The organism is Aeromonas sp. QDB34, assembly GCF_027705405.1.
Taxonomy (GTDB): domain Bacteria; phylum Pseudomonadota; class Gammaproteobacteria; order Enterobacterales; family Aeromonadaceae; genus Aeromonas; species Aeromonas hydrophila.
Genome location: NZ_JAPDBT010000007.1, coordinates 193209 through 206095, shown reverse-complemented (window position 1 = coordinate 206095; position 12887 = coordinate 193209). Strand labels below are relative to the sequence as shown.

At 52.0% G+C, this 12887-nt stretch carries 10 protein-coding genes; 5 read left to right on the top strand and 5 right to left on the bottom strand.

Translation table 11 applies throughout. The features are described 5' to 3' along the window. The first annotated feature begins 69 nt into the window (after positions 1 to 69). From OKC29_RS12255 to OKC29_RS23060, 3 genes are read left to right on the top strand one after another with little or no spacing between them, the layout of a single operon-like run. A complete protein-coding gene (locus OKC29_RS12255) occupies positions 70 to 819 on the top strand; it encodes a multiubiquitin domain-containing protein (protein WP_182859642.1) in 750 nt (249 codons plus the stop codon). Further along, the gene (locus OKC29_RS12250) at positions 794 to 1975 is read left to right on the top strand and encodes a ThiF family adenylyltransferase (RefSeq protein ID WP_182859643.1); all 1182 of its coding nucleotides are present in this window, start codon (positions 794 to 796) and stop codon (positions 1973 to 1975) included. Before OKC29_RS12255 ends, OKC29_RS12250 begins: the two co-directional genes overlap by 26 nt. Next, on the top strand, positions 1972 to 2433 hold the full coding sequence (locus OKC29_RS23060) for a DUF6527 family protein (protein ID WP_442865655.1): 462 nt from the start codon (positions 1972 to 1974) through the stop codon (positions 2431 to 2433). Before OKC29_RS12250 ends, OKC29_RS23060 begins: the two co-directional genes overlap by 4 nt. Before the next feature lie 453 nt (positions 2434 to 2886). On the opposite strand, the gene OKC29_RS12245 is transcribed toward OKC29_RS23060, so the two are convergent. Then, complete coding sequence (locus tag OKC29_RS12245; RefSeq protein ID WP_182859903.1) at positions 2887 to 3627, bottom strand: YagK/YfjJ domain-containing protein; 741 nt, start codon at positions 3625 to 3627, stop codon at positions 2887 to 2889. Positions 3628 to 4254: 627 nt separating this feature from the next. Continuing rightward, positions 4255 to 4458: a helix-turn-helix transcriptional regulator gene (locus tag OKC29_RS12240; protein WP_059296207.1), complete on the bottom strand. Its 204-nt coding sequence runs from the start codon at positions 4456 to 4458 to the stop codon at positions 4255 to 4257. Positions 4459 to 4887: 429 nt separating this feature from the next. Between OKC29_RS12240 and OKC29_RS23055 the strand changes: the two genes are divergently transcribed. Both OKC29_RS23055 and OKC29_RS12230 read left to right on the top strand, forming a co-directional pair. After that, positions 4888 to 6639 (top strand): H-NS histone family protein, encoded by a 1752-nt coding sequence (locus OKC29_RS23055; RefSeq protein ID WP_406568678.1) that lies wholly within the window; start codon positions 4888 to 4890, stop codon positions 6637 to 6639. 131 nt (positions 6640 to 6770) lie between these two features. Then, positions 6771 to 7661, top strand: coding sequence for a hypothetical protein (locus OKC29_RS12230; RefSeq protein ID WP_182859644.1), 891 nt, complete (start codon positions 6771 to 6773; stop codon positions 7659 to 7661). A 352-nt stretch (positions 7662 to 8013) separates the two neighbouring features. Here OKC29_RS12230 and OKC29_RS12225 read toward each other — a convergent pair whose 3' ends face one another. The 3 genes from OKC29_RS12225 to fdhD all read right to left on the bottom strand — a co-directional run bounded on the left by OKC29_RS12225 (position 8014) and on the right by fdhD (position 12778). Next, entirely contained in the window at positions 8014 to 9366 is a 1353-nt protein-coding gene (locus OKC29_RS12225; RefSeq protein WP_139434724.1) for a tyrosine-type recombinase/integrase, read from the bottom strand. A 330-nt stretch (positions 9367 to 9696) separates the two neighbouring features. Then, positions 9697 to 11985: an FdhF/YdeP family oxidoreductase gene (locus OKC29_RS12220; protein ID WP_073349448.1), complete on the bottom strand. Its 2289-nt coding sequence runs from the start codon at positions 11983 to 11985 to the stop codon at positions 9697 to 9699. After that, complete coding sequence (gene fdhD, locus OKC29_RS12215) at positions 11972 to 12778, bottom strand: formate dehydrogenase accessory sulfurtransferase FdhD (RefSeq protein ID WP_162275639.1); 807 nt, start codon at positions 12776 to 12778, stop codon at positions 11972 to 11974. The genes OKC29_RS12220 and fdhD overlap by 14 nt, the downstream gene beginning before the upstream one ends. Between the last annotated feature and the right edge of the window lie 109 nt (positions 12779 to 12887).

The following is a 12887-nucleotide window of genomic DNA, read 5'->3' as shown; positions in this document are numbered from 1 at the left end:
GGCAGTCGCTGGGTCCGATTAGAGAGTTGAAGGCAGAACAAACTCTGTCGCAACACTTTAGAGGACCATATGAAAAACTCTCCGTTTGACGACGTTGGTGACGCGATCCGTGAAGATCGTCCACTGCGAGAGGCCTGCGCCTACCGCATCCGTTTCGGCTTGGAAGGACTGACCTTCCGTAACATTGACGTGCCTGACCCGGTCCCCACTGGCCGGCAAATCTTGGACAGCGCGGGGCTCGATCGCCGCAGCGACTATCTACTCTATGCACTTCTCGCCTCGGGTGATTTTGAGGACATTCGTCTCGACGAGACAGTGGATCTGCGAGGCAAGGGTGCTGAACGCTTCATTGCGTTCAAGTCCGACCGCGACTTCAAGTTTTCATTGAACGATCGCCAGATGGCGTGGGGGCATACGGAGCTGACTGGCGGCGTCTTGTATGACCTAGCCGAAGCCTCGCCCGAAGAGGCCATCTTCCTGGAAGTACGGGGCGGCGAAGACATCCTCATCGAGCCGGATGACAAAATCAATCTCGACAACCCTGGCATTGAGCGGTTTATCACCGCCCTCAAGCCGCAAAAGAGCTACGTCATCGTGGTCAATGCTGTCGAGGAGATTGTGCCTGACAAGCATGTCACCTTCGAGCAGGTGGTCAATTTGTCCCATCCGAACGCGCCAGCAGAGACTAACGTCAAGTTCTCGATGACGTACCGCAATGCTGCCTCGCACCCCCGCGCTGGTGAACTCGCTGAGGGTGGCTCCGTTGAAGTCAAAAAACAGGGGACAATTTTCAATGTCACAAGAACTGTTCAGTCTTAATGCCGATCTGGCCCGGTTGCGTACGGAGGGCTACTTCGTTCGCATTCAGGGGAGTCTCCTAGTCATGCTGGAAGTACCCTATGTCGACGCTCAATGCCGTGTGCGTACCGGCTCGCTGGTGTCCAACCTTGACTTGGCTGGGGATCGGACGCGCAAGCCAGAGACACACGTAATCCACTGGGACGGCGACTTCCCCTGCAGCGCGAATGGAACGCCCTTGCCAGGCATTTCCCATGCGTCGCCCAACACCGACCTCGGTTACGGGCTCACCGCAAGGCACAGCTTTTCCAGTAAACCCAATCCGGATGGCTACCCGGACTACTACGCCAAGATGGCTACGTACGCGACCATCTTGGCCGGCCCGGCGGCCGTCCTGCAGCCCGGAGTCAGCCCACGGCTGATCCGTGGTGCTGACGATGAGAATGAGCCCAGCGTCTTCAACTACCTCGATACAGCATCCAGCCGGGTAGGCCTGGGCGCGCTATCTAGCAAGCTGGAAGGTGAGGTGGTGGGCATCCTCGGCGCAGGTGGTACCGGTGGGTACATCCTCGATCTGGTCGCGAAAACGCCGGTTAGGGAAATCCGGATCTTCGACGATGACGACTTTCTTTCCCACAACGCGTTCCGTGCGCCCGGGGCACCATCGCTCGAGGAGTTGCGGGACGCCCCCAAAAAGGTGCACTACCTGAAGGGCATCTATGAACGGATGCATCGCGGGATCGTGGCTCACCCCGTGAAGATGAAAACGGAGACGCTGGGGCTGCTTGACGGCATCACATTTGCGTTCATCAGCATGGACGCGGGTGAGGAAAAGCGGGCCGTGGTGGCGAAACTCGAAGCACTTGGAGTGCCATTCATCGACGTCGGGATGGGGCTTGAACTTAGCAACGGTAGCTTGGGCGGTATTCTGCGGGTGACAACTAGCACGCCGGCGAAACGCGAGCATGTCCACGCAGGGCGCATTTCTTTTGCTGGTGGCGGAGGTCAGGACGTGTACGCATCCAATATCCAGGTGGCCGACCTTAATGCCTTGAATGCTTGTCTCGCAGTCGTGAAGTGGAAAAAGCTTTGCGGATTCTATCGAGACCTGGAGGGCGAGCATCACAGTACGTACACGACCGATGGGAGCATGCTGCTCAACGGAGATCAAACATGATTCGCTATCAGAGTCTGGAACATCGTTTTGTGCGAAATGTTCCACGCGAGTTGGAGCCTGGCATCTTGTATATCTCGATGGACTATGCAACCGCAGTGCACTCATGCTGCTGCGGTTGCGGGGACCGCGTGGTGACCCCATTCACCCCGACCGACTGGCGAATGACGTTCGATGGAGAGTCCATCTCGCTCCACCCCTCCATAGGCAACTGGAATCAGAAATGTCGGTCGCATTACATCATTCAGCGAGGACGTGTTTTAGAGTCGGGACCTTGGTCGCAAGGCCAGATAGAGGCGGAACGATTACGCGACAAAAAAGCCAAGGCTGCACACTACCGTGTATTGAATGAATCATGTACTGAGTTGTCGAATGCTATTCCTCCCCGAGAACAGTGTTCTCCTGTCCAGTCAATTAGTATCTGGACTCGACTTAAAGCATGGCTTCAACGCTGGCTGTAGAATTAGAGCGATAAGCTTACAATCAGTTTCGAAAGTGCCGAGGGGTATCGTTTAACATTGATTCGGATTAGCCGGTGAATTTCATCCTCTGCTTGAACCGATATGGGAGCACTCCAATCTTGAAGAGCTTACAGCGATGAGACTTATGTAGCATCGCTGTAGCTATTCTCTGGTCTGTACTTGGAAGAAATTCGGGTCGAGGAAAAGGCACTGGTTAGTGCGCTCGTACAGGAGCTGGCTGATCAAGAAAAACAGGTGAGGACTATCGCGTTAGCCCCCTAGTTCGACCATACATTGGTTAAGCAGTAAGCCTGCTACTCTGCATTGTCTACCAGCAAGTGATCAAATCTATCACACCGTTGACAAGGCCCAGCGTCCTAAAGCGTATAATGTGTCCTTTCCATACCAACCAACTTGACCACGACAAAAAGAAGGACAGAATATCCCTTAAAACTATCGACTCTCCTCCTCTCTCCTTGGCCTGCCAAGGCGAGGTTGGCGTGATGGTCTCTCCATACGCCCGAAGGTCCGACGACCGGCTGGCAATATTGCCAGTATTTGCGTATCCAGCTTGGTCAGATAACTCAGCGCATTAATCAGGTGTATACGCTTGACTGTATCGCTGTAGTGCACCATCCCAATCCCATCAGTACCCCATCTCTGATATTCCTCCCGCCTGACCTGGCAGTTGTAATAGATCCCGTTATTGTCGGTTATATCCTCCCACAGCCCCCCTATCGCTCTACTCAGCGAGATATCTCGTTGGTGTACAGCCCCATTAAAAATGAACGTAATGTGGGTATGAAAACGTCTATCAACCCCGTACTCCAGTTTCCAGATATACCCCACCAATGCAGGATATTTATTCTGTATGCGACGAAGGTAACAATTCCGGTCATTCGTCACGAGGTCTAACGTGAGCTGGTCGTAGTAGTCTTCGTGATAGCCGATATCCAATCGGATGACTAATAGCTTGGCATGCTGGTCGAATAGGCTATTAACATACGTCGCTATACTGCACTGATTGCGGCTCTGAACGCGTTTGAGGTTATTGAGGCGCTTACGGTGCGCCTTACTCTTGAGCTCTCTTAGAAACGCATACAGCGCGTTATTGATATCCCTGGCTAATTCGTCACCGACATCACTATCGAGAGATCTCTCATGGATGAGGTGCAATCCATAAACCTCTCGCATATGCGTTAGGAATAGCGCTACCGTTGGATGCGCTGACGATACCTCCTCATGACAATAAAAATAATCACATACGGTATCCAACGCATTAAAGAGTTTGGTTGATTGCCTACGGTCAATGCAAGTGATGCGTGACTTACCAGGGGCTGAATCAACAGCCCTGACAATAGGAAGCGTTGTATTTTGGAACAGGTCTGTTATGGATAGGATATCTAATAGTCTGACTGAGTTAAACATGCTGGCCTCGCTTAGGCAAGAGTAACCCTACGCTGTGTGATAGACACACGCGTATATAGGGGCGATTGGTGGAGTGGTATTGGCTAACTATGTTGGTGGTAGCATGACCACCACATGGGAGTGGTGTAATGGTATGCGATAGTGGTAATGGTTATTGGTTGTATATGGGTGGCTGTACATAGCGTAGGAATAGTATTGAATAGAAGTGATGTTTAATGAATGGTAGTGATATTAAATAATAAATATACCTAAACGTGATACGCATGCCTTACCTACGAAAACACCCAAAACATATATAAGAAGGAATGGCTATTTCCCTAACCCATGAGCCTATCAAGGCATGATTTATAACACTGGAAGTTATGGAGCTCACTAGGGATGGAAAAAATGTATTCAAGACTGGCTTTTACGAATAAGCCAGCTATCAACATCGTGCTCAAACCAGCCAATAGAGGACTGCCCTATCTTGAAGGGTTTAGGGAAGGTCTCGTCATAACGAGGAGACTTGGGATTAAGCCAGTCATAGATAGTAGACCTGGCCATGCCAATCTTGTTGGTGAGGTCTTTGATGCGCAGGACTTTGATGGTGTTGTTCATGGTGTACTCCTGATGATGTAGTGGGTTGTTTCATCAGAAGAGCGGGCCAGTTAAAAAACACATGATTAGCTCTAGCGGGTGAGAGCCCAATGAAAAAATTACATTGTAGCCAGCAACTATTTAGCATTGCATGGAGGCATACCCCCTACCTTATTAAGGTCAGCTGTAGGCATGTCAGGCATTGCTTCACGTACCACATCATGTAGGTTTTGAGTGGGCTTTTTGATAGCCATTCGGTGGCGCACACCATGTAAAACGACCATTACACACAACCTGTCAACTGCAATCACGTTATACCAAAAGATACCTAAGACTCTTGCATGTGATGCTGATTGAAATAATGTCAAACAAGCGTGACTTACCTTGAAGTAATGCGCTATCCTGCACTTTAATTATTTTGATATTGTCTGTTTGAGTGGCGGTGAAGAGATGGCTAAAAAAGTAAAAAGTAAGTTGGCGCGCGAAATTGGAGAAGTGGCAAAAAACCAACGAAGAGTTAGCGTTAGAAAGTCAGAGAATAAAGATGATAAGCTTACATCCAGTAATTCACCCTCCGCGGGCAGCTCATCCAATGAGGGAGAAGTAGCATCCCCTAAAGCACACTTAAAACCCTCGCGCAGAAGAAGCCCCAAAAAAAAGAATGAGAAAAAAAGTGAGCCCAATATATCGAGACCCTATGCAATATATGATTGCAATAATGCATGGATTGCCGCCGCCAAGCGAACAAGGACAAACATACATGGTGCATTTTTACGAGAGGGATTAGGTGAAAAAGGATTGAGTGCAGGTAACAATGCCGAGATAGATATATTTATAGCGGAAAACAAATCATCTGATGCAGTGTACAGTGACAAAAAATTTTTGACAGTCGACTATGATACATTTCTTTGCATATATGACATTCTGTGCTTTATCTCCTCTATCAGAGAATTTAATTTTCACACACCCCCTCGGATTGGTCGCCGACTCGAGACATACAACAGTCTGGAAGATTTGAACTCAGATATTCAAAGTAACGTGCAAATAGAAAATGTAAATCAACGGCGTGTATTCACCAAGGCACAAAAAAGAAATATAAAGGAGAGAATAAGGCATTTGTTGAAAATGAATGTGAGCGCCATTTTGGGACATGATGATTTTTTGCAACACTTCAATGTGCACCCAGCGGTGTCGCTTTTCATCAACACTGTTAATGCAAACAAAATAGATATAACAAACAGCTGTGACTTTGAAAATTACTTTTCGATAGATTTGATTACTGCATTCGTTAACCGATTCAATTTGATATTCAATCAACCAGCCTATAAAAAAGCAACCAGTAAACGGCTATTTAATGTGCAGGAGAACGTGAATTCAGTGATGGAGCACGCTAATGCCATCATGAAAAATGGTAGCGCTCATGCCATACGCTTTTGCCTTGGGTTCAATTGCCCGTTTGATGATGAGTATGACATTAAGTTTGAAAAGGCGTTGAAATTGAGATTGAAAACACCCTCTCAGGTAAATGACTACAGGCTAATGATGCTACGTACCGGCAGAAATGCAGTGTTTCGAAATGGTGCTAAAAACCCCATAATGAAATACATTGATGGTTATATATGGAAGATGGATTACTGCTCCATCAGGGGGCACTACCTTCATGTTATTTTATTTTTAAAAGAAAACTGGGATAAACATTTTAATATCATGGAATCAATTGGTGAGATGTGGCGGGCGAAGGTTAAAAATGGAGATGTGTTCTCGTATCGAGGCACACGAAGCCGCATTAACCTTCAACCGGCTACCAATAAACAAAAAATGCTTAATGATATTAACGACTTGTTTATTCAAGATGTGCTGGCGTATGCAGATACTACGCTATCAAGTGGCAAAAAAATTCGTACCTTTGGTAAAGGGGCACAAAAAGGGTGGGTTATCAACTCGATGCAGCAGGGGCAAACGATGCCGACAGCACATGAGCAAAAGCTGGCTGAGTTCCAAGCGCTGATGGAAAAGGCAGGGATTGAACCGGCCGAACTGCTTGCAGCAATCGACACGAAAGCTAAACGAGCACCTCGGCCCCCGAAATACCGTTACGTTGAGAATGGCGTAGAGAAAACCTGGACCGGTCAGGGCCGAACCCCCAAGTTCCTGGCTGAGCAGCTCGAGCAAGGTCGTCAGCTGGATGACTTCCTCATCTAAATAGACAAGGCCATGCCCTCACGGTGTGGCCTTTCTGTTTACAGGCTCCGTGACCCAATTAATGACAGCCCTCGTCGCTACGAACCTGGAATATTCGGTAATGATCTGTCGCATGACTCAGGTCAGCTCTAATGACATTATTCAAAACATCCTTTAGCATGCGCATGTTGTTGGCTCTTAGCACCGCGCTATTGCCATATCCTACCCCTGCGAAATATTCACCCGAAGTTCGCCGTCATCTCGATAATCAAGACTATCAGCATCACGGGAAAATAATTCACTTTGCTGCTTTCAGCATGAATTATGATACAGGAAATACACCTTATTTAGATAGTGGTACTGGCTACGAAAGCAGAGGGCAGTTTGCGGCTTATGCCAGCAAGCACAGAAAAAATATCCAGATTAAAACGCTACTTGCGCCTTCCTTAATTGGCGCGAATGCTCAGAAAGCATATGAGTTAGTCACTAGGCAATATAGCCGTGCTGACCTTGATAATCCTGATAGAAAAGCCATTGACGCGCCAGAGCATAGCTCAACAAACTATGCTCGCTATTTAGGTGATCGCTTATATGACCGCCTTTGCCAAGACCACGGTACACCCTCTCATTTCGAACAGCAGGCTAAAAAAATCAAGCAAGTGGCTCACTCAAGCATCGATAAAGATAAGCCAGCCCAATTTGATGCATTCTTGCAAGCCGATGCGCGTGTACTGGCTCAGTCCCTGTTACCTGTCGCAGTTCAACCCATCGAGGCCAATGGATTGGAGCGATGCTACCTCTATGCCATGCAGTTGCCTAAAGAGGCCATTCGTAGTGAACAAGCAGAGGTTGCGAAAGAAAGTCAGCAACTGAAGGAACAAGTGAACAGTGATGCCAATTATCAACTGCATCGCCAAGCCAAATATCTTGAACCCGGCGAGCGTGCCACCTTGCCCAAGGTGGATGATAGCGTGAAGGAAAGTATTAAATTGACCAACCAGCAAGCCAATGGCATGAAAGAAATGGCCGCCTTGTTGCAATGAGTCTTGGAGCTCTAAACATAGAGAACAGATTGAAAATGCAGTAGTACCAAAAATGGTTGGCCCAGTATCTGATTTGCCGTCGTGATGGAGATCACGCTATGGCCGCAGAATTGGCCGAGAGCATCTGTGCTTTCTGGCAGGCCAGAGGTAATAAGGCGGAGTATACCAAGTGGCAGAAGGTCTATCAGGATCACCTGCAGCAGACCACCTGACAGGCAAGGCTAATGGCCAGGGAAGACGCCGCATCAGCTGTATGCCCATCAGGTGGCTGCGTAGCATATCAGGCTAAACAGGCTCATAGAAGGAAGCGGCCATCGGCCGTTTCCTTCTTAGGTCTGATTGAGCTGAAAACTCAGCGTTTACCGAATGTCCCTTGGATTACGTTCCCCATAACATCAGGTGATTTTTCTACTTCATGTTGGGCTATTTGATGTTTCACAATATCCCCCCACCGAAGAAATAAACTTCTCAGTTTTTCAGGGTTACGTAAAGCACCCGCCTGATAAGTTCGCAGGAGTTTGTCACTGATCTGGTGGTTCAGCATATGCTCTATCTCTAGAGGTCCTGCACCAAGTTCAATTCCACAGCAGTTTGCAACACTGCGCCGCAGGTCGTGTACGCTAAAAGGCTCAAGTTCAGCCAGCTTACGCTTCTGTAGCCGGTCAAGGGCGCGCATAAGTGCGTCACCAGTGATGGCATGACCCAGCTTCGTCGTCGATTCGAACACATATGGACTGGTAGAGGAGGTTATCATTCGCTGCTCTGAAATGATTTCCTGAGCCAAAGGTGACAAGGTCACCACATGCGGGCGCCCATTTTTGGTTTCCGGGATCGTCCAGCGATCACCATCCAAGTGTGCCCATTGCATCGATATCACTTCACCTCGACGAACCGCGCTCAATATGACGATTTTAATTGCATTGGCGACACTTCCAGAAAGAACAGAAGTCGTAGCAATGCCACGGCCACCAGCTGTTAACGCTCCGCCACCTTCAACGCCCTCTTCTAATGCATGCCACAAGGCTCGTAATTCAGAGATTGGTAGCCAACGCTCTCGAGGTGGATTGGGGGTCGCATTGTACACTTTGGGTTTGAGTGCCAACGTGGGGCTCATCTCGATAAGCTGTCGTCGCATAGCCTCCTCCATCACCTGGTTCATTATCCCCATTGCTTTGCGGAGCCCTTCCAGAGAGACCTTCTGTAGCTTCTGATAGTGTTGGTGGAGGACGGCCATGGTGATATCGCAAATTCGATATTTACCAAGGACCTTTTGCAAGTGTGTTTGGTAAATTCGACGATAATCAGTGACAGTTCGAAGGCTAATCTCTGATCGAACGCCATCACGGCGTTTTACGCTGGCTTTGTGGCTAAGCCATTGCTCAAACAGTTCATCAAGCACGAGCATCTGTTCGTTCTTTTGTTTAGCCTCTGCAACAACCTGACGGGGATCGATGCCCTGTTTGACTTGCCCCACCGCAACACAATGTCGCTCACGAGCTTGAGCAAGTCCCATCGCAGGGTATAGTCCAAGGACCATGGTTTGTTGCTTGCCAAGTAGCCTAAATCTATACACGAAGCGTTTTTGCTTACCGGCCCGAACCTCGAGTGATAACCCGTTACCATGTTTAGAGCTGATAGCAAATCGGGTTGCGGTTGCACCTTCTTTAAGCTCTGCTGCCGCGACTTGTCGATCTTGAGAAATCATCCTAAAACCTCGTATTGGGGTACCACATGGGGTACCACATTTGGCATCGTATAGGGTTGTATGTTGTTGGACAAGAGTGAATTTGATGTGTATTTAACCCATTGAATTTAATGTAAATTAATTTGTTTGTTGGATTTATCAAGACAGGATTAAACGTGAGTTTATTGACTTCGTAATGCGAAGGTCGGGGGTTCAACTCCTCTTACCGGCACCAATCACGTAAACAACAACGCCGCATGTCTTATGCGGCGTTGTTGTTTATAGAATGTCCGGGCTCTGCCGTATTGGGCTGGCAGGCTTGAACCGGCTCAAGCCTGCCAACCTCTCGGTTCATAGCAGCAACAGATTCTCCTGTTGACGGGAGGCTGTCACCAGCACAGGGATGGACTTGGAGGTGGGGGTAAACGAGCCCGCCCCTATGCTGTCGATGGGCACCAGCGGGTTGGTTTCCGGATAGTAGGCCGCGATGTTGCCACGCGGGATCTGGTATATCACCACCACAAAACCGGTCACGCTGCGCTCGCGCCCGTCGTTGCAGATGGCCGCCATATCGACCCGATCCCCTTCGGCAAAACCAAGCTGGCGAGCATCCGCCTCGTTCATGAACACCACGTTACGCTGGCCCTTGATGCCGCGATAGCGGTCATCCATGCCGTAGATGGTGGTGTTGTACTGATCGTGAGAGCGCAGGCTCTGCAGCAGCAACACCGGCTGATCCACCATCTGCTCGGCATGGCGGGTACACTCCGGCAACACCGATTGCGGCAGGGTGCTGGCACGGAACTCGGCACTGCCGCTGGCGGTATTCCAGGTCAGTAGCGCCGCGGAGTTATCGAGGTGAAAACCGCACGGCTGCTGGATGCGGGCATTGAAATCGGTGAAACCGGCGATGGTCTGCTCGATGAGATCGCGAATGCGGCCATAGTCATCGCGCAGGGCCAGCCAGTCGACCCGCTCGCTGCCCACGGTAGCGTGAGCCATCCGCGCCACTATGTCAGTCTCGGAAAGGCAGAGGGGCGACACCGGCTCGGCCGCACCGGTCGAGGCGTGCACCATGCTGAAGGTGTCCTCTACCGTGATCTTCTGGTTGCCGCTGCGCTGGATATCGAGCTCGGTACGACCAAGGCAGGGCAGGATCAGCGCCGCCTTGCCCACCTGCAGGTGGCTGCGGTTGAGCTTGGTACTGATCTGCACGTTGAGCTCGGCTTTTTTCATCGCCCCGTAGGTGAAGTCGGTATCGGGCGCCGCTGCCGCCAGGTTGCCACCCAGGCAGATGAGCACCTTGCTCTTGCCCTCGTCCAGCGCCTTGAGCGCTTCGTAAACATTGTGACCGCGGGCCCGTGGCAGGCTTACCTGCAGGTGACGCTCAAGCCGGTCGATAAAGGCGGCAGTGGGCTTTTCGTTGATCCCCATGGTGCGGTTGCCCTGCACGTTGCTGTGGCCCCGTACCGGACAGAGCCCCGCCCCCGGCTGGCCAATCTGACCGCGCATCAGATGCAGGTTGACGATTTCGCGGATGGTATCGACCGAGTGCAGATGCTGGGTCACCCCCATGGCCCAGCAGCTGATGATGCGCTGGCTTGCGGCAAAGACCTTGGCTGCCTGCACGATATCGGCGCGAGTCAGGCCGGACTGCTGCTCGATCGCCGCCCAGTCGGTGGCACGCACCTGCGCCTCGTACTCGGCAAAGTGGCGGGTGTGGCGGGCGATGAAGTCGCGATCCACCGCCTCCGGCGCCTCTTCCAGCATGTACTTGGCCATGCCACGGATGGCGGCCATGTCGCCACCCAGTTTCGGCGTCAGGTACTGGTGGCTGATGGTGGTGGCCGCCGGGGTCAGCAGCTCGAGCGGGCTCTGCGGGCTGGCAAAACGCTCCAGCGCCACCTCTTTCAAGTTGTTGAAGCTGACGATCTTGCAGCCGCCGCGCGCCGCCTGGCGCAGGGCATTCATCATGCGCGGGTGGTTGGTACCCGGATTCTGGCCATAGACGAACACCGCATCGGCCTGGTCGAAGTCATCCAGCACCACAGTCCCCTTGCCGATGCCGACCGACTGGATCAGCGCCACCCCGCTCGCCTCGTGGCACATGTTGGAGCAGTCGGGGAAGTTGTTGGTGCCAAACAGGCGGCCAAACAGCTGATAAAGATAAGAAGCCTCGTTGCTGGCACGCCCCGAGGTGTAGAACTCCACCTCGTCCGGGCTATTCAGCCCCTTGAGGGTATCGGCGATCAGGGCAAAGGCATCGTCCCAGCTTGTTGGCTCGTAGTGATCGGTCGCCGGGTTGTAGCGCATCGGCTCGGTCAGCCGCCCCTGATACTCGAGCCAGTAGTCGCTCTGGGTAGCCAGCTGGCGCACCGAGTGGGCGGCGAAGAACTCGGCCCCCACCGTCTTGCCGGTGGATTCCCAGGCCACCGCCTTGGCGCCGTTTTCACAGAACTGGAAGGTGCCGTGGTCGTTGTCCCCCCAGGCACAGCCCGGGCAGTCGAAGCCGTCGGTCTGGTTGACCCGCAGCAGGTTCTTGATGTTCTGACGGGTCTTCTGGCTGCGCAGCACCTGTTTCATGGTGGATTGCAGGGACGAAAAACCGCCGGCTTTGGCGGGCTTTTCAATATGACTCATGGCACTCTCCGATGGGATCCGCCGGGCGATAGCTCGAATAGCTGACCGGGGCATCAAACTTGGGAATATGAACGACGTTGAGGTTGTATTTGAGGGCCAGCCTGACCGCCAGCTGGCTGGGCGATGCCAGACAGATGAGGTGACGGGCACCGAAACGGGCGGCTTTTTGCACCAGCTCGCTGCCGCAGCGGCTGGTCACCACTAGGGTGTCGCACGCGCTGTGTTGACGCAGCAGCAGGCCGATCAGCTTGTCGAGGGCATTGTGGCGCCCGATATCTTCCCGGCAATGCAGGATCCGCCCCTCGGCATCCAGCGCCAGCGCCGCATGCAGGGCGCCGTGTTGCTGTCCCTTGAGCTGCCACAGGGCGATCTGCGGGCGCAGCCCCGCCAGCAAGGCCCCATCCAGCGGCGGCGTCAGCGGCAGCACCGGCAGTGCGGGCAGCGCCTGCTCCACCGCCGCCACGCCGCAGATGCCGCAACCTGTCGCCCCGGTCAGCCGGCGTTTGTGCCGGGCCAGAGCAGCCAGGGAACGGTTGGCGATGGTGATGTCCAGCACCATCCCCTGCTCGGCCGGCGCGATCTGGATGTCATGGACCTCGTGGTTATGCCGGATGATCCCCTCGCCAAACAGAAAGCCGACGGCAAAGTCGTCGAGATCGTCCGGGGTCGCCATCATCACCGCATGGTTGATGCCATTGATGTTGATGGCGACGGCTACCTCCTCCACCAGATGATCCAGTGCGGGCGAGGCAGGCAAATTGACGGGGATGTCGACGGGCGTGTAGGCAGGCATGCAGGTTGGCCTAAAAATGCAAACTGCATTCAAGTTTAGAGAGGCGGCAGACGCAAAACCAATGAAATAAATCTATATGGCAATAGAGTTATTCTATTGACGGAGTTTT